The organism is Natronoflexus pectinivorans (genome assembly GCF_004345615.1).
Lineage (GTDB): Bacteria > Bacteroidota > Bacteroidia > Bacteroidales > Marinilabiliaceae > Natronoflexus > Natronoflexus pectinivorans.
Map to the genome: position 1 here is coordinate 121,023 of NZ_SLWK01000006.1, position 17,661 is coordinate 138,683.

Sequence of the window (17,661 nt, forward strand, 5' to 3'; positions counted from 1 at the left end):
GCTAAAGTCTGGTTATTGGCAACTTATCCGGTTTGAAATTAATAAATAATTCAGAGATTTTAAAGTGTTTTTAATATGGTTATTTTTCTAGAACCATCAGGAAGTTCCTCAATGGTCAGATTTACTCGCTGCTCAGGGAGCAGCGAACCTGCCTTATTAGGCCATTCAATAAGACAAACATCTCCGCTGTCAAAATATTCCTCACATCCAATATCCAATAACTCCACTTCGTCCTCCAGCCTATAGAGATCAAAGTGAAAAACCGGAAGGTTTTTATCTGTCCTGTATTCATTGATGATGGCAAAACTGGGGCTGTTGACTTCATCTTCAACTCCCATTTGTTGGCACAAAACTTTTATAAATGTGGTTTTGCCTGCACCCATTTCGCCGTAAAATGCAACAACAGGAGTCTCTTTCAATAGTTTTATAAGTTCATTGGCAATTGGGTTGAGTTCAGATATTGATTTGGCAATAAATGTGTTCATTTTTATCAAATGGTTATTTTACCGGTTCAAGAACTGCAAACGGAATCATCATCTCTTCCATGGAAATTCCTCCATGTTGAAAGGTGTCCTTGTAATAACTCACATAGTAATTATAGTTGTTGGGATAGGCAAAAAAATCAGTTCCTGTGGCAAAAATATATGTGGTTGATACATTTGGCTTTGGTAAAAAAACCTGTTCAGGTTTTTTTACTTCGAAGACATCCTTTTCATCGTAAGCCAGATTTTTACCCTGCTTAAAACGTAAATTGGTATTTACGTTTTTGTCGCCAACCACCTTCAACGGGTTTTGAACTCTTATGGTTCCATGGTCGGTGGTAATGACAACAGTAACATCTTCCTGCGACAGTTTTTTAAGCAAATCAAACAGGGGAGAATGTCTGAACCACGAAAGGGTTAGAGATCTGTAGGATGATTCATCTGAAATAAGTTCCCTGAACATCTTCATTTCGGTACGTGCATGCGACAGCATGTCAACAAAGTTTACTACCACCACCGATAGTTGATAGTCTTTTAGCTTTTTATAGTTGTCAAGCAGCTTTTTCCCACTTTCTACGTTGTTTATTTTTTCATAAAAAACCTTGGTGTCCTGCCGTGTTCTTTTAAAATAGTCGTTCAAAAGCTCTTCCTCGTATTGATTTTTACTTCCTTCTTCATCATCATCAACCCATAAATCGGGTCTTATTTTGGCGATGTTTGAAGGCAAAAGTCCGGCAAAAATGGAATTGCGACAAAACTGAGTGGCTGTTGGCAAAATGCTGAAATAGAGCTCGTCACTTTTTACAGTATAGTATGGATTGATCTCCTTTTGGATGATCTCCCATTGGTCGTATCTGAAATTATCAACAACAATAAAAACCACCGGTTTTTTCTCTTTTAGCAGGGGGGTGATTCTTTTTTTTAGGATGGTATGCGACATCAATGGCGCATCATCCTCATTTTGGAGCCAGCCGGTATAATTATCTTTAACGAACCGGGTGAATTGATTGTTGGCTTCGTTTTTTTGCATTAAAAGCACCTCGTTCATGTGGCTGTCTGTACTTTGAAGCTCCAATTCCCAAAAAACAAGATTCTTATAAACCTCCCTCCACTCTTCATGGTTGAGTCTGTCATTTAATCTCATGCCGATTTTCGAAAAGGCCGACTGGTAGTCTGTCGTGGCTTTTTTTGATATCAAAGATTCTCTGGCAAGGGTCTTTTTTATGGAAGACCAAATTTGGTTGGGGTTTACCGGTTTGATGAGGTAATCGGCAATTTTACTTCCAATGGCCTGGTCCATGATGGATTCTTCTTCACTTTTGGTTACCATGATAACCGGTAGATTGGGTTTTAGCTCTTTTATCCTGGTCAGGGTTTCCAAACCGCTTAATCCCGGCATGTTTTCATCCAGAAATATGAGGTTGTAGTTTTGTTTTTCGATTAAACCAATGGCATCTTTGCCATTGGTGGCAGTTTCTATCTGGAAGCCTTTTTCTTTGAGGAAGAATATATGTGGTTTTAGATGTTCAATTTCATCATCTACCCATAAAAGTTTGATCCTGGTAGTGTCATCCATATTCTAAAATTTAGGAATTTGGTTACAACTAAATTTTGATTTTGCCTAAGCAAATCGGGTTTAGGTAAAAGTTTATAATGCTTACTTGGCGGGTGTGTCAGAGCCACAGGGCTCGTTTTTTGAAATTCAGTTTTCTGAAACTTTACCACCTCAAGTTACTCTTTGTAAAATTTGATGTATTCTTCGGTTGTTCCTTCTTGTTCTATTATTTTAAAGTTATCAGGACTTACTGAAGCCATTACCCAATTGGAAGCTCTCAGTTGGTTGTTCCAGAAATTGTTGGCATTTAATGAGGTCGTGAACTCTTGGGCCTGACTGGCAGATTGGAATGCTTCCACTAACAAAACAGTTTCTCCCCCTGAAAGGTTTATGGTTCGGGTGTTTAATCGGAGGTTAAAGCTGTTTAATGCATGGCTGGTCAGGAATCCACTGACTCTTCCGGTATTGGTGCGTGGAGGTAAAACAACCATAACCCAATGGGTGCCATCGCTTGTGGTAAAGGATTTTGCACCTGTTGCAGCAGCATCTTCCGGCTCCTGATCTACAAATGCCATTTGAATGGTGATTCCTCCTCCGCCACCAAGGTAATTTTTAGAAAAGAAATCCCTGAACTCTGTTGTTTCTCCAGTTGATATCAGAGTGTTTTTATTTGATACTGATCCGGCCATAAGCATTGGAGCGTTCACATTTTCTGCCCGAAGCAGGCCTGGATTTGACCGGAGCCCGTAATAATAATCCATAGCTTCCCGGTTATTGGCAAAAGAGCCAATACTTAAAAGTCTTCGGGAATCTGGGAGTGTTCTGCTTTCTATTTCGTAGTCGGCCAACAGAAATCTGCTGAAATTATAATCTGCCAGGTTGAACAACAGCCGGTTGATGTCAGCATCTTCTTCAACTACAATAAGAATAAAGTGTTCTTGACCGGGTTCGAAATTAAACCGGTCAACAGGAACCACTTCCTCTATAGGTGTTTCTGGAATATCTGATTCGTCTGTTGCTGTTGTCATCTGACGGGTTACCGGACCAATAGCCGGAAGTTTGCCTTCAGCCATCATGGCGAGCCATCGTTCAGCTAATTTTCCTTCCCGCGTTGTTCCGAAATCATTGGTTAAGATGTTTAGCTCATTTTCAAAGTTTGTCACGTTGCCTTGCCGGGCATAAGCCGCTGCTTTAAGAAGTCTGGCTTTACGAAGCAATTCTTCCTCCTCTGTTTCAATAATTATGAGGGTGGATTTGCTGATTGATGAATTAAATCTGTTGTTTATATAAGCATTAAATGCGTCATTGTAGAGTTCATTTAACTCTTGTCTCCTTTGGCGTTTGGCCTCTGCGTATTGAGGATTTCTTGCAAACTCAGCATATTGCCCATCGGGAAAATGTCTGATTAGCCCATCTCTCATTTGTGATGCGCCGGCTTCATTTTCCAATTGGTTGTACGCCATGTAAGCCCAAAACCACGCTTGCTCCGCAAGTGCATGGGTTGGGAAATCGTTGAGGAACATTCTGAACATTTCGATGGCTCTTGTGGGGTCGTTGAAATGATCAAGGAATATGATTCCTGATTGGAACCAGGCGTTGGCCAATCGCTCTTTTGTTATTTCTTTTTGTTCCTCAGTGAGGGGGATGTCTGCCATTAATTCTTCTTTGGTGGGCAGTTCTATCAATTGAGCACGGGGGGCTGTTTCACGTTGGCCTTCAACCGGTAAGGCACCATTTCCAAAGCCTGGCTCTCCGGGTTGGGTGGGAGTCATTTCATAGTCCACAGCCTCTACTGTCCCTTTATCAGCACGTCGCCAATTATCTTCATTGCCACGACGTCCCCATCGGCGTTCAAACTCCATTTTACCCAGGCTTATAGTGGATTGGTTGTAAAAGTACCATTGTCCCTGACTGTCTGTTGCTCTGCTTAGCTGGCTACCGAAATCTCTCTGAAACATATGGTCACCCCCGGTTCTTCTCTGGTCGTCCCTTGCGCCTATTGATAAGTTTAACTGAGCCTGTCTCTCTTCTTCTATAAGAGCCAAGATAAAATCTTCCAATTCGGCCTCGGGCATCTGCGCCAATCGCATAAGGCTGTCTTCTCTGGTGATGGTTTCAAAATGAGTTGATAGGTTTTTTAGCCCTGCATGACGGTGGTTGATTTTTCTGTAGCGTGGATCGGTATCACGAATGGAGACAATTGTGCTGTCATAGTATGCGTATGAAGGAATATACGCTGGTAATTCAAAGTAGAGTTCTGCCAGTTGTAAGTAGGTCTCCGTTTTTAGTGATTGGTTTCCAAAATTATAGCCAGAGGATAACCTGAGGTTTGTAATGGCCATAATGGTGTCCCCTTCACTGAGATAGCTTTGTGCAAGTACGTAGTAAATTCGATCCCTGAACTCACGATTATTGGCCTGATTAACTTGTCTGTAAAGTTGTTGACGGGCGCGGTCGTGATTGCCGTCAAGATGTCCCTGCAGCATTAGGTAATTGATTCTGGCATTAAGCTCCATTTCATAATTGGGACTGGATCTTATAACCCTTCGAAATGTACTTGCTGCAAGATCATGAGACCCTGTTTGTTTGTAGAGCTGCGCAAGGATGTATGCCCGGCGGTTTCTGTTCCATCTGCCGCTGGCCTCATCTGCGGCCACTTTCATATATGGAATGGCCTCCCGAAGATTTCCACTTCTGATATGAAACTCGGCAAAAGTTGCCATATATTCGCCGTACAATCTGTCAGGAGCTTGTCCCATCGCATCATAACGGTCAAGAAGTATAGCTGCATTATCAAGGTCGCCCATTTCAATTCGCGTTCTTGCCATCCAAATAAGCGCATCAAACCGTGTGGATTGATTGGGGAATTCACGAACAACATAATCAAGCATTACAAGCGCATCGTTGAACTCATGGTTGTAAAGATGCGCCTTTCCTACCAGAAGAAAAGCATCGTCCATGTACCTGTTGAATTCTCTGCGATTGTAGAAATTATGATATCTGGGGCTGTTTCGGGGAGGCCTTCGCCGGGGTCTGGCTGTGATGGATTTATTGGCAATGATTTTATGTCCCTTGCTGATGGCTCGATCCATTTCTCCCTTTACAGCTCCGGCTTTTTCTTCACCTGAGTATGGAAACATACTTAGTATGTGAGTGAAGTTATCCTGATGATTGCGCATTAATTGCTGCTCTCCTCTTTTGAAACTTTGTTCACCATTGAACAAAGTGTTGTACTTAGAGGTAATACTATGGTAATTCCTGCTTAACCATGTGTTGTTTTGAGTGGAACATGATACAAGCAGAAAAGCAGCAATCGATATGTAAACTATTCTTAAAGTCATTTTCAATTGAAAGACGTTCGTAATGATAAAACATGCTTTTGACAAAATTATTTTATTCTAACACAAAAAATGCCAAAAGGAACAAAAACATTTTTATATTTTTACAAGAGGTTGGAAATTCCGAATGTTTTAAAACTGAAGATGCAAACGGATTAATAATAAAAGATTATCAGGGATTTCACAAGAATACAAAGTTATGTGATAATAAATTTCTTTTGGCTCTTTTGCCTTTGTTTTTTGCTTTGATGTACAGATTAAATTTGAAGATTTAATAATGACAGTTGCTCATAATAACGATAAAATGCGATGAAGGTTTTTGTTGTAGAAGACGATCCGTTGTTCAGAAAAATAATTGAACGTACTTTGAAATCCAATGAGGATGTTGAAGTGGTAATGTTCTCTAACGGGTCTGATTTCTTAAGACAATTGGCCGATCTTCCTGATGTTGTAACTTTGGATCTCGGGTTACCTGATTTTTCGGGGGAAGATGTTTTTAATCAGATAGTCAGGTTCAATCCAAACATCCGGGTCATTATTATATCCGGCAAGGACGATATACGTACAGCTGTAGAATTGCTTAAACAAGGTGCTTACGACTATATCACCAAGGATGAAAGTACCCGGGGGCGATTACAGAAGGCGATAGATAATATTTTTAGTCAGTTAAATTTACAAAAGGAGTTATCCTTTTTTAAAAATCAGGTGGCACAAAAGTATGATTATCAACATGCAATTATTGGTGAAAGCAAGGCCATAAAGGAGGTGTCCGCTTTGGTTGATAAAGCTTTGAAAATCCCTAACATCAATGTAAGCATCCGTGGAGAAGCCGGTACAGGGAAGGAATTAATGGCTAAGATCATCCATTATAACTCAAACAGAAGGGAAAGACCATTTGTGTCCCTAAATTTAACAACACTACCTCCTGACATGATTGAGGGAGAGCTTTTTGGCTATGAACAAGCCGGTATTAATGGCAATGTTGTTATGCGTCCTGGAAAAATAGAGGAGGCCAATGAGGGAACCATTTATCTGGAAGAGATTCAGGAGATGGGGGAGGAGGTTCAACTGAGGCTTTTAAATCTGTTGCAACATGGATTTATGCAGAGGGTGGGAGGCACAAAGAAGTTCCAAGTAAATGTTAGGGTTATCTCAGCTTCATGTGTTGATTTGTCTGAAATGGTTAGAGAGCAAACCTTTCGTGAGGATTTGTATTTCAGGCTTATGGGGTTGCCGGTGGTGTTACCTTCATTGAAGGAAAGACAAAAGGATATTCTGTTGCTTGCTGATTATTTTCTAAAACAATTTTGTCATCAAAATGGGATTTCTGAGCGGGAAATAGCATCAAAAGCAAGACGAAAACTTCTCAGTTATTCGTTTCCGGGAAATGTGCGTGAACTAAAAGCCATCATTGAACTTGCTGCAGTATTGTCAAATAACGGAAAGATAGAAGAAGAGGATATTGTTTTTAATTCAGTTAATGAGGTACCTGATATATTAACCGAGGAGATGACTTTAAGGGAGTATAATGAAAAAATCATCAGATACTATCTGGATAAGTATGGAAATGTAATGAAAGTGGCTGAAAAGCTAGAGATTGGGAAATCTACAATCTATAATTTACTAAAGGATAAGGAGCTTTGATAAACGACTGAACCACAAAGAGCAGAAAGTAATCGTGAAGAACTAAACCTGCATTATTCATAAAATATCTCATAACGACAATTCATGAATAAAGCAGGTTAAAAAGCTAACTGGTAACTTAAATAGGTTTTTCTGTTCCTAAAGAAACTCTTAGTGTTCTTTGTGGCTTGAAAAACATCAGTAATCTACAGAGTTAGTTAATAAGTTCTTTGTACTGTTCTGCTGTAATGAGTGTTTCGATTTCAGATTTATCCCGAATTTCGATTTTAACCATCCACCCACCATCATATGGTTCTTTGTTAACCAGGTCAGGCTGGGATTCGAGGTTTTCATTTACTTCAATGATTTTACCGGACAATGGCATGTAAAGATCTGAAACAGTTTTTACGGCTTCAATTGTACCAAATACCTCTTCTTTGTCGAGGTCTTCGTCTTCAGTTTCAATTTCAACAAAAACAATATCGCCCAACTCTCCCTGTGCAAATTCAGTAATGCCAACGGTAGCTATATTGCCTTCAATGCGCACCCATTCATGGTCTTTGGTGTACTTTAAGCTTTCAGGTAAATTCATGATGCTTTATTTATAAAAGGTTATGCATCAAAATTAGCGAAATTTTTATAAGAATGCATTGGTGTTGATTAAAAACTGTGAAAAATCATAATATTAATTAGCGTTGATTGATGTACGGCTCAATGGAGCTTAGTTAACCTAATTATCCTTTTATGGTAGAATATTAGTTCCGAAATTTCAGGAAAACGCTCTGCATTCTTTTTGTATGTTAATCTTTAAATAAATGATGTTCCCCTTTCTATAAAATGATTAAATTAGACAAATGATTAGTAATTGATTTTTTAAATAGAATAATATGCTTTTAGATTCAGTACTTGGGATAATTCCTGCACGTTACGCATCCACACGTTTTCCCGGAAAGCCGTTGGTTGACATAGGTGGCAAGCCAATGATTCAACGTGTTTATGAACAGGCTGCAAGAATTCTTAAACATGTATATGTTGCTACTGACGATGAGCGGATTTTTGATGCCGTATTAAGTTTTAATGGCAAGGTGGTGATGACCTCGCCAGACCATCAAAGCGGAACGGACAGATGCACGGAAGCTTTAAGCCTTGTTGAATCGGAAGAGAAAAGAAGTTATGATGTGGTTATCAATATTCAGGGAGATGAACCTTTTATTGAGCCTGAAATATTGGAAACTTTAACCGGTTGTTTTATGAGTTCAATGACAGAGATCGCTACACTTGTGAAACCTTTGAAGGAAGCAGAAGACCTGTTTGATTCAAACAAACCGAAAGTTGTTATCAATCCAAAGTACGAAGCGATTTATTTCTCCCGCTCCCCAATACCTTATTTGCGCCAATATCCCCAGAACGAATGGCACTTAAACCATACTTATTTTTTGCACATCGGTTTATATGGATATCGCAGCGATATTTTACGAGAGATAACAAGTCTAAAACCTTCGTCTCTTGAACTTGCCGAATCTCTTGAGCAACTGAGATGGCTGGAAAACGGGTATAAGATAAGTGTGCGAACTGTAAATCACGAAACCATCGGAATAGATACTCCTGAAGACTTGGAGAGAGTGAAAAAATCCGGATTAATCTCTTGAACTTGTTATGGCAAAACGTTTAACCGAAATTGATCCTTGGCTAGCACCGTATGAAGGCCATATGATCAGGAGAAGAAGCCTGCTGAACGATACCCTGGATGTTATTGAAAATAGGTATGGAACGCTGAAAGATTTTGCTGATCGACATCTGTTTTATGGGTTGCATAAAACAGATGATCAGTGGGTTTTTCGCGAATGGGCACCGAATGCATCAGCCGTATATTTGGTAGGTGCTTTTTCGGGGTGGCAGCCACAACAGGAGTTTAAACTTCAGAAATCGTCAGGCGGAAATTGGGAGATTGCATTGCCCGATTCAATATTAAAACACGGCGACCACTATAAACTATGGATTGAGTGGGATGGTGCCGGTGCAATGCGCTTGCCTGCGTACGCTACTCGTATTGTTCAGGATTCTGAAACTCTTTTGTTCAGTGCCCAGGTATGGCAACCTGAATCTTTCATCTGGACTGATCAGGACTTTAGAGTTGCAGATGAGCCGGTATTAATTTATGAGGCTCACACCGGTATGGCACAAGAGGAGCCAAAGGTTGGGTCGTACATAGAATTTGCAGATAAAATACTACCTCGCATAAATGCAGCCGGTTATAATACTCTTCAACTTATGGCTGTGCAGGAGCACCCATATTATGGGAGTTTTGGATACCATGTGTCTAATTTTTTTGCTCCGTCCGGTCGTTTCGGAACACCTGAAGATCTGAAATTTCTTATTAACTCAGCTCATAATCTTGGTATAAGTGTTATTATGGACATTGTTCACAGCCACTCTGTTAGAAACGAAGAGGAGGGTCTCAGCAGGTTTGATGGTTCATACGACCAGTATTTTCATAGTGGCGATAGGGGAAACCATCCGGCATGGGATTCACGATGTTTTGATTATGGAAAGGAAGAGGTGCAGAGATTTCTTTTATCAAACTGCAGATATTGGATAGAAGAATTCCATTTTGATGGCTTCAGGTTTGATGGAGTTACCAGTATGCTTTACACGCATCATGGACTGGAAAAGGCTTTTACCAGTTATGACGATTATTTTGACGGGAGTTTGGATGATGATGCGGTATTGTATTTAACGTTGGCCAATAAACTGATTCACGAGATTCATCCAAAGGCCATCTCTGTAGCAGAGGAGATGAGCGGATTGCCCGGAATTACGGCCGCCACAAATGAGGATGGCCTCGGTTTTGATTATAGGTTATCAATGGGTGTGCCTGATTTCTGGATAAAATTGATAAAAGAGAAGGCAGATGAAGAGTGGCAGGTTGGAACTCTTTTTCATGAGTTAACCCAGCATCGTCCTGAAGAGAAGGTCATCTCCTACGCTGAATCGCACGACCAGGCTTTGGTAGGTGATAAAACCATTATTTTCAGGTTGGCAGATAAGGAGATGTATGACCATATGGCCATTGATCATCCAAGTCTTGTCGTTGACAGAGCCATTGCTTTGCATAAAATGATCAGATTATTGACTCTTAGCACGGCCTATGGCGGGTATCTGAATTTTATGGGGAATGAGTTTGGTCATCCCGAATGGATTGACTTCCCGCGGGAAGGAAATAACTGGTCATACCATTATGCACGCAGGCAATGGAGCCTGTTTGATAATGAGAAATTGAAATTTCGTTGGCTGGGAATGTTCGATAAAGCAATGATTGATCTTGCACGAAAACACTCTTTAAATGGGATTCCTGAAATATACCTGAAGATGGATAATGAAACAGATCAGGTATTAGCCTTTGAGAGAGGGTCTCTTCTTTTTGTATTTAACTTTAACCCATCAGTTTCCTATACTGATTATGGGATTCCCGTTTATCCGGGCAAGTTTAGAATAGTTCTGTCAGCAGATAATCCCGAGTACGGTGGTTTTGACAGGGTTGATGAGAGAACCATTCACTTTTCCCAGCCAGTGCCTCTCAATAAGAGTCATCATCAGGTAAAGCTCTATATTCCGGCCAGAACTGCATTTGTTCTTGAACGACAAAAGGTAAGAAGTGTTTATGATGTATAGCCAAAAGTCGGTTGCCGCAACGCGGCAACCGACTTTTTTCAACAGCTATACTTACTTTTAAATCCATTTTATTAAAGCGAAATCCTGTTTATGTGGAAGTGCTCCATTGAATGGGAACAATCTTAATCCAAACTTATACACTCCCGGAAGATTTAGTTTATAATCCAGGCTGAAGTGAACGATTGATCCTTCCTTTTTAACGATCTTAAAAGGTTCGATGTGCACAATGGAGGGATTGTGTTCATCCTTAGAGGGATCAGCAATCACTATTTCCAATCCTATATCAACGCCTGCAAGCCTTTTCAGATCAACCACGACATCTACTTTATAGTTATCTCCGATTCCAAGTTCCTGCTTGGCAATATCGGGCATATTACATGAAAGTACCTGTACATACTCCCAGCCTGCATAAACCCTCCTTTTCCATGCAGCCAATTCCCTTGCCTGCCGGTGATCGTTCTCGTTCATCTTTTTGATGCGCTCAAACATAGGTTCATAGAAACGGGTGCCGTAGTCGTTGATCATACGGCGGGTCGTAAATTCAGGCGCAATTTTGGCAATGGAATTTTTTATGTATTTAATCCATCCTGTAGGAATTCCCTTTTCGTTCTTATTAAAGAAAAGGGGAATAACCTCATTCTCAAATATGCTGTAGATGGTGGTTGCGTCCAATTCGTCCTGATAGTCGTTGTTATCGAAGGTTTGTTTGTCGGTCAGCGCCCATCCCGCGCCTTCTTTGTATCCTTCGTACCACCAGCCATCCAACACACTGAAATTCAACACCCCGTTTAATTCAGCTTTTTGTCCGCTGGTTCCGGAAGCTTCCAGAGGACGCGTTGGTGTATTAAGCCATACATCTACACCACTTATCAGTCTTTTCCCAAGATCCATATCGTAGTTTTCCAGGAAAATTATTTTCCCAACAAACTCAGGCCTTTTTGAAATATCAACAATGCTCTTGATGAGTCCTTGTCCTGCCCCATCTGCGGGGTGAGCTTTCCCTGCAAAGATAAATTGAACGGGTTTATCCGGATTGTTTACAATCCTCCGGAGTCTGTCCAAATCCTTAAACAACAAATGTGCTCTTTTGTATGTGGCAAATCTGCGGGCAAACCCAATGGTTAAAGCATCTTCTCTGATGATATCAAGAACATCAACTATATGAGACGGGTCTTCATGTCGTTCTATCATGCCCGTACCCATTCTCCAGCGTATATAATCTATCAGTTTTTTCCTAAGTTCTTTTCTTACTTCCCATATATCTTCATCGGGAATCTTGTAAATTTCCTCCCATTTAGATTTATCTGATACATCCTCAAGAAAATCCTCCCCAAATTTTGATTCGTAGAGTTTCCTGAATGCAGATGCTGTCCAGGTGCCGTAATGAACCCCGTTGGTTACATAGTTGATGTGAAGCTCTTCGGGGAAGTAGCCTTTCCATAAATGACGGAACATCTTCTTTGTCACTTCTCCGTGTAGCCAGCTTACACCATTTACTTCGTGTGAAGTTTTGGCCGCCAATACGCTCATGGAGAACATTTCATCCGGATTGTTGAATTCACGTCCCATCTCCATAAAATCAGCCCAGGAGATATTCAATTTTTCAGGGATGTGGCGCATATAAACTCTGAACATGTCCTCGTCAAACTTGTCGTGACCAGCGGGAACAGGTGTGTGAGTAGTAAACAGAGAAGAGACCTTAACAAGTTCCATTGCCTCGGCAAAGCTGAATTTTTTCTCCACCAGATCAATCAGCCTTTCTACGTTAATTAGTGCTGCATGCCCTTCGTTACAATGGTACAGATCAATCTTCTCATCGATCTCTTCCAGTAGGCGAATTCCCCCAATTCCCAGTAAAATCTCCTGTTTCAGGCGGTTTTCCCAATCACCGCCATATAGCATGTGAGTAATTTCTCTGTCCTGCATATTATTGGCCGGAATGTCCGTATCCATTAGGTAGAGAGGGATTCTTCCTATTTGCGCTTTCCATACGGCGGCAACAACTTCACGCCCTGGCATGTCAACTTTAATATGTACTTGTTCTCCGTTTGGATAGCGTACTTCTTCGATGGGTAGATTTGAGAATTCCTGTATATCATAATTGGCTACCTGTTCTCCATTCATGGTGAGTGATTGCTTGAAATAGCCAAAGCGATATAAAAGCCCAATGGCTTTTATATCTATGCCTTTATCACTAGCCTCTTTAAGATAGTCTCCCGCAAGAATGCCAAGCCCGCCGCTGTAAATCTTCAATACATCATTGAGCCCATATTCCATACTGAAATATGCAATGGATGCACCATCGCGCATGGGTTTATCCATGTAAGTTCTAAACAGATGATGTACAGCATCCAGTTTGTCTGTAAATTGCTGGTCGTCGGCTAGCTCTGTAAGTCTTTTGAAGGAAACTTTTTCCAGAAGCAGTACAGGGTTCTTTCTTACTTCTTCCCATAAATCTTCATCAATCATTTCAAAAAGTTCCACAGCCTGATAGTTCCATGTCCACCACATATTTCGCGTCAGATCATGAAGAACAGCCAGTCGGTCAGGCAATCTGGATTTTACAATCAGCTTTTTCCATGAAGGGGTTGATATGGTATCTGGAATAGCTCTGACTTTTGGCTCATCATGAACAACAGCGAAGGAGTCTTTGCGATTATTTACTTCTTTAAGAGCAATGTCATAAGCCTGGAAATAGTGCTTAATCAGATTGTTCCACTCCAGATTCGCTGCCAATTTAAAAGAACTTTCTCTGATGATTTGATGATCGTGCTCGGTTAATTGTGAAAATGATGTTATGACCGATGCAATTTTTGATATTGCATCTTTATTGTTGACATCTGTTCTCTCAATGACTTCTATTCCATCTTTTATTGATTTGGAAAATTCCTTTGCCCAAATGCCAAACCCAGCCAAAGTTGTAGTAATTGTGGGTATTCCAAATGCAATGCTCTCCAGTGGTGTGTATCCCCATGGTTCGTAATAGGACGGAAAAACAGTGAGATCCATCCCTATGAGTAAATCATAGTATGGGATGTTGAAAATTCCATCATCGCCATTCAGGTAGCTTGGCACAAAAATTAGTTTAACCTTTTCTTCTTTGTGGTTGTTAAGATGAATTTCCTGAATTTTATTAATGATAGGGTCATAACCCAGATCATTGAGGCCGTGGGTTAGAAACGGGTTGGGCAGAGCGGATTCGTATTTTTTGCCGGATAATCTGTCGATGAGGTCTTTGCGAGGGCCATAGGTGTTTGCCGGTATCAAAACAAAGAAAATGATCTCCTGTTTTTGTTGTGGATTCTCATTGATTAGTTTTAATCCATCCAGCATGATGTCGGCTCCTTTGTTTCTGAATTCATATCTGCCACTGCTTGCTACCAGAAGCGCAGATTTATTTACCTGATATCCAAGAACTGCGGATGCTACTGTTCGGAGTTTTTCTCTTGCCGACTCTCTTTTCTCTGTATATTGATCTCCCTGAGGAACAAAATTATTCTCAAAGCCATTTGGTGTTACTACATCGACACCCCTTTTGAGAAAATGAGCACATTCATTGGCAGTAATATCCGATACAGTCGTAAAACAATCGACATGGGTTGCGGCATTTTTCTCCAATGAGTGCTTTGCCATAACGCCAAGTTCACGAGCCTTTACATCCGGTTCGTACTGATCCATATTGTCGTAAAGCGGGAATCCATTACTGGCCAGAGATCGTCCCAGGGTGGTGCTGTGTGTGGTGAAAATAGTCCCTATCTGAGGCATTTTATCCTTAAGGTATAGAGCCCCACTTCCTGTCATCCATTCATTATAATGAGCAACAACCTTATCTGCAACCGTTAAATGAAACTTATAGAAACTCTCAATGACCAGTCCTGACGCATAGCCAAAGAGAGCAGGTTCTATGTAGTCCCACTGACCGGAAATGCTATCTACTTTGTAGGTTTCCCAAAGGTATGAGAGGATCTCATTTTTTTTAGAAACAAACTGAGTAAAGTCAACCAGAATTACCAGCGGTTTACCTGGCACATTCCATCTTCCGACCTTAACTCTGAGCCCTTCATACTGAAGAACATTTTGCCAATCGGCAAACATTTTTTCTTCGGGAATGAATTCGGGATTTTTATGAGGTGATCGCCATACATCCGGCCCTATAAAAATCAGTTTGTCGTGAAACTGCTGAACCAACGTACTTGCTTTTGAAGCAAGTACTGTGTGGATTCCTCCCATCTTATTGCATACTTCCCAACTCGTTTCGAACAAGTAGTCCGGTTTTAAATAGCTGTCAACCATGGTTGTAAGAATTATTGTTTGTTAATCAGGCTTTGGATTTTACTGTCAGCGTTTTTTTTGCTGATGTTCTTCTTTTCCTGAGTTTTTTAATCTCATCCTCAAGTTTCTTTATTGTTTCATCCTTTTTGTAAAGGATGTCAGTAAGATTGGATATTTCCTGATCCATGTTGGATTGCGGAACAGACGCATTCAGCCGAATGGAGAAATCACTTAACACATTCATATAGTTTATGAATGCCTCGTAGGGAGTTTCGTAAGGATTAAAATATGCATGAACATCTCCATCGGAGAAAAATTTGGTACACATATAGTAAAAATGGTCGCTGCATTGCAAATAGTTCCAGTCCTTAAGGATTTTTGGATCAGTACACTGTTGAATTTTGGGTAGAAGTGCATAGAGTTTTTTAAATGCTTCCTGTTGCATTTCGTTACCTAGCCAGGCTGTTAAATCCCTCTCTTCGTCAGCCCATGAAATGGGGTGAGGAACACTAACCGGAGCCACCACCTGGTAGGATTCAATTATTTCAGATGGTGTTGCGAAACCGATGCCTTTATGTTTAAATGCCTCTGAGGGCAAGTTTTCAAGAAACTGAAATATGCCGGTGGATCTATGTTGATGTTCCCCAAATGTCTCATAATCCATAAACAGGTTAATAATCTCCTCCCGCGATTCCATATTTTTTATCCAACCTATGTATTTAGAGGCTGTTAGTGGCCATTCGCACCAGTTGCGGTTGCCAAATCTGAAGGCAATGTCATCACTGAGTTTAAAATTCTTGAGAAGTATCTTAAGTCGCGGATTTGCTGCGTTGCAGTAAAGAAAATTAGGGCTTTTCCATCCGAGGATGTGTTTTGCTCCTTCGGTTAGCATGGCTTTATATCCCATCTTTGAGACCATTTCTCCGATGTGGTCAGAATATATTAATTCTGTATTTCGAAATATCGCAGGTTTACTGCCGAATAACTCAACCATAAGGTTTGCATGTGCATCAACCTGCGATTTAAAAGCTTCTTCATCTGTGAGGGATACCAAAGAGTGAGAATAGGTTTCGTTGAGAAACTCTACCATGCCCGTTTCGGATAGCTTTTTGAAACTGTCAATAACTTCAGGTGCATATAGTTTAAACTGTTCAATAGCCAGCCCTGAGATTGAGAATGTTACTTTGAATTTCCCTTTATGCTTTTTGAGCATTTTTAAGAGCAGATCATTGGTTGGAATGTAACAATCATTTGCTACTTTATTCATGATGCTTTCATTGGAATAGTCATCAAAATAGTAATGGTCGTTACCTATATCAAAAAAGCGGTATCTACGAAACCTGAAAGGTTGGTGAACCTGGAAATATAAACAGATGGTTTTCATAGTGCAAAAGTTTTTTATGGTGTGAGGTTGTGTTTTCTATTTATGAATGTTCAATGTTTTATCGTAAACACGTTTTACATGAAGTGCAGAGTTTTCCCATTTTAAGGAGTCAACCTCTTTTTTCCCATGTTTTACAAACATTTTGGCCATCCCGGGGTAGTTGAGCACCCCGTAAATGGCATCGGCCATGGCATCAACATCCCAAAAATTGGTTTTTATGGCATAGGTCAATATCTCTGCTACCCCTGACTGATGTGAGATCAAAACCGGAACGTTGCTTTGCATAGCTTCTAGCGGGCTGATTCCAAATGGTTCAGATACAGAAGGCATCACATAGAGGTCGCTCATTTTTAACATTTCAAACACATCATCACCTCGCAAAAAACCGGTAAAATGAAACCTGTCGGTAATTTTAAGCTGGGCGGCGCGTCGGATCATTTTTTCCATCATATCACCGCTTCCAGCCATCACAAATCTTACATTGTCCATTTTTTGAAGCACCCTGTGGGCTGCTTCAATAAAATATTCGGGGCCCTTTTGCATGGTGATCCTTCCAAGAAAAGTTACAATTTTTTCGTCAACCCCTTTCTTAAAATGCTGGCATTTAATATTTTCATAGGGCTCAACGGCATTATAAACTGTTTCAACTTTATCTGGTGAGATTCCATATTTTTCTATTACAATTTTTCGGGTCAGGTTGCTCACCGTAATGATTCTGTCCGCAGCATTCATTCCCCGCTTTTCAATTTCATATACCGCTGGGTTCACGCTGCCTCCGCTTCTGTCGAAATCGGTGGCATGAACATGAATAACAAGAGGCTTGCCGGTGGCCTCTTTTGCGGCTATGCCAGCAGGGTATGCCAACCAATCATGAGCATGAATCAGGTCAAACGCATAGTCTTGTGCAATAACATTGGCAACCAGAGCGTAGTCTCTTATCTCTTGTAATAAATTGGCACCATACTTCCCTGTAAACTCAACTTTTCCGTGGTTGTTTGTGCTTAAGAGTTTTAACTGACTGATTTTTTCAGATCGTGTATGTTCCCAAAACTCTTCGGGGTTCATGTATGGGACAAGTTTTGACCCCACTTCAATATAATCCAGTGTGCTGCTGAATTGTTTGATTTTGAGCTGACGTTTTGTGATTGGTATCTGATTGGCACCAACCAGTTTTATGCCGGTTTGATCTTCATCGCCATAAGCTTTGGGAACCACAAACAATACCTGAAGACCCGGGATTTGTGACAATCCCCGGGTTAGTCCATAGCAAGCAGTTCCCAAACCGCCCGATATATAGGGAGGGAATTCCCACCCGAACATGAGTACCCTCATAAA

The 17,661-nt window shown here is 40.7% G+C and carries 10 protein-coding genes; 3 read left to right on the forward strand and 7 right to left on the reverse strand.

Annotated features, from left to right (window positions below; translation table 11 throughout):
• Nucleotides 1–59 precede the first annotated feature (59 nt).
• From tsaE to porW, 3 genes are all read right to left on the reverse strand, one after another.
• Complete coding sequence (tsaE, locus tag EV194_RS09720) at nucleotides 60–485, reverse strand: tRNA (adenosine(37)-N6)-threonylcarbamoyltransferase complex ATPase subunit type 1 TsaE (protein WP_132433847.1); 426 nt, start codon at nucleotides 483–485, stop codon at nucleotides 60–62.
• Nucleotides 486–498: 13 nt separating this feature from the next.
• Nucleotides 499–2,058: a T9SS response regulator signal transducer PorX gene (gene porX, locus EV194_RS09725; RefSeq protein WP_132433848.1), complete on the reverse strand. Its 1,560-nt coding sequence runs from the start codon at nucleotides 2,056–2,058 to the stop codon at nucleotides 499–501.
• A gap of 155 nt (nucleotides 2,059–2,213) precedes the next feature.
• Nucleotides 2,214–5,378, reverse strand: coding sequence for a type IX secretion system periplasmic lipoprotein PorW/SprE (porW, locus tag EV194_RS09730; protein ID WP_132433849.1), 3,165 nt, complete (start codon nucleotides 5,376–5,378; stop codon nucleotides 2,214–2,216).
• Between the two features lie 306 nt (nucleotides 5,379–5,684).
• Here porW and EV194_RS09735 point away from each other — a divergent pair, with 306 nt between their 5' ends.
• Nucleotides 5,685–7,019: a sigma-54-dependent transcriptional regulator gene (locus EV194_RS09735; protein WP_132433850.1), complete on the forward strand. Its 1,335-nt coding sequence runs from the start codon at nucleotides 5,685–5,687 to the stop codon at nucleotides 7,017–7,019.
• Nucleotides 7,020–7,212: 193 nt separating this feature from the next.
• On the opposite strand, the gene gcvH is transcribed toward EV194_RS09735, so the two are convergent.
• On the reverse strand, nucleotides 7,213–7,590 hold the full coding sequence (gene gcvH / locus EV194_RS09740) for a glycine cleavage system protein GcvH (protein WP_132433851.1): 378 nt from the start codon (nucleotides 7,588–7,590) through the stop codon (nucleotides 7,213–7,215).
• A gap of 295 nt (nucleotides 7,591–7,885) precedes the next feature.
• Between gcvH and kdsB the strand changes: the two genes are divergently transcribed.
• Together kdsB and EV194_RS09750 are read left to right on the forward strand one after the other, a co-directional pair.
• On the forward strand, nucleotides 7,886–8,647 hold the full coding sequence (gene kdsB / locus EV194_RS09745; protein ID WP_132433852.1) for a 3-deoxy-manno-octulosonate cytidylyltransferase: 762 nt from the start codon (nucleotides 7,886–7,888) through the stop codon (nucleotides 8,645–8,647).
• Between the two features lie 7 nt (nucleotides 8,648–8,654).
• Nucleotides 8,655–10,670: an alpha amylase C-terminal domain-containing protein gene (locus EV194_RS09750; protein WP_132433853.1), complete on the forward strand. Its 2,016-nt coding sequence runs from the start codon at nucleotides 8,655–8,657 to the stop codon at nucleotides 10,668–10,670.
• A gap of 57 nt (nucleotides 10,671–10,727) precedes the next feature.
• Here the strand turns inward: EV194_RS09750 and glgP are convergent, their stop codons facing one another.
• From glgP to EV194_RS09765, 3 genes are read right to left on the reverse strand one after another with little or no spacing between them, the layout of a single operon-like run.
• Nucleotides 10,728–14,963, reverse strand: coding sequence for an alpha-glucan family phosphorylase (gene glgP, locus EV194_RS09755; protein ID WP_132433854.1), 4,236 nt, complete (start codon nucleotides 14,961–14,963; stop codon nucleotides 10,728–10,730).
• Nucleotides 14,964–14,988: 25 nt separating this feature from the next.
• Nucleotides 14,989–16,326: a glycoside hydrolase family 57 protein gene (locus EV194_RS09760; RefSeq protein ID WP_132433855.1), complete on the reverse strand. Its 1,338-nt coding sequence runs from the start codon at nucleotides 16,324–16,326 to the stop codon at nucleotides 14,989–14,991.
• A gap of 36 nt (nucleotides 16,327–16,362) precedes the next feature.
• Nucleotides 16,363–17,658, reverse strand: a complete 1,296-nt coding sequence (locus tag EV194_RS09765; RefSeq protein ID WP_132433856.1) for a glycosyltransferase family 4 protein — start codon at nucleotides 17,656–17,658, stop codon at nucleotides 16,363–16,365.
• Nucleotides 17,659–17,661: the final 3 nt, after the last annotated feature.

Coding starts and splice junctions, on each gene's coding strand:
- tsaE (WP_132433847.1), bottom strand. CDS start 485: ATGAACACATTTATTGCCAAATCAATATCTGAACTCAACCCAATTGCC.
- porX (WP_132433848.1), bottom strand. CDS start 2,058: ATGGATGACACTACCAGGATCAAACTTTTATGGGTAGATGATGAAATT.
- porW (WP_132433849.1), bottom strand. CDS start 5,378: ATGACTTTAAGAATAGTTTACATATCGATTGCTGCTTTTCTGCTTGTA.
- EV194_RS09735 (WP_132433850.1), top strand. CDS start 5,685: ATGAAGGTTTTTGTTGTAGAAGACGATCCGTTGTTCAGAAAAATAATT.
- gcvH (WP_132433851.1), bottom strand. CDS start 7,590: ATGAATTTACCTGAAAGCTTAAAGTACACCAAAGACCATGAATGGGTG.
- kdsB (WP_132433852.1), top strand. CDS start 7,886: ATGCTTTTAGATTCAGTACTTGGGATAATTCCTGCACGTTACGCATCC.
- EV194_RS09750 (WP_132433853.1), top strand. CDS start 8,655: ATGGCAAAACGTTTAACCGAAATTGATCCTTGGCTAGCACCGTATGAA.
- glgP (WP_132433854.1), bottom strand. CDS start 14,963: ATGGTTGACAGCTATTTAAAACCGGACTACTTGTTCGAAACGAGTTGG.
- EV194_RS09760 (WP_132433855.1), bottom strand. CDS start 16,326: ATGAAAACCATCTGTTTATATTTCCAGGTTCACCAACCTTTCAGGTTT.
- EV194_RS09765 (WP_132433856.1), bottom strand. CDS start 17,658: ATGAGGGTACTCATGTTCGGGTGGGAATTCCCTCCCTATATATCGGGC.